The sequence below is a fragment of the Oleiphilus sp. HI0125 genome (assembly GCF_001635355.1).
The window spans coordinates 1-578 of sequence record NZ_LWGF01000033.1 but is presented as its reverse complement, the minus strand read 5'-3'; the positions used below and the strand labels follow the sequence as shown (position 1 = coordinate 578).

Sequence of the window (578 nt, the reverse complement as noted above, 5' to 3'; positions counted from 1 at the left end):
TGCCGCCGACATACTATTGGGGCATTGCTTGTTTTGGGGAATGAGTTTTGGTCAAAGCATCGAGCAAGAAAACCTTAAAGCCTATATTGGGCGCCTCGGAGTAAGACCGGCTTTAGGGCTTGCGCGTCAGAAAGAAAAACAGGCGATGAGCGACTAAGCCTATCGCCTGTTTTAAAGAAGCTGGAACAGAAGTTTCGTCTGTTCCTTTTTCGTTTTAGATTTCGAAATCTGTACGAAGTTTTTTCTCGATGACCTTGTTCACGAGGTTCACATAACGTGGCATACCTGCATCGTCATAAGGAGGGTAGTCTTCACCTTGAATAAGAGGCGATAGGTACTCACGACATTCCGCCGTAATGCCATAGCCGTCATCGGTAATATAGTGAATAGGCATTTTCTTTTCTTGGTTGGCAACTTGGCTTAATGGTGCTTCGCTAATGCTCCATTTGTATGGAGAAGAGTTCTCGCGAACGATAATTGGCATGACTGCATTTTTGCCGCTAACCGCAAACTCAACAGCTGCTTTACCCATCGCATATGCTTGCTCGACGTCAGTTCGGCTAGCAATGTGGCGTGCT

1 pseudogene is annotated in these 578 nt (G+C 46.2%); it reads right to left on the bottom strand.

Going from position 1 to position 578, the window contains the following annotated elements:
* Window positions 1-214: 214 nt before the first annotated feature.
* Window positions 215-578: pseudogene (locus A3762_RS26780) on the bottom strand (diphosphate--fructose-6-phosphate 1-phosphotransferase); the annotation flags it as partial.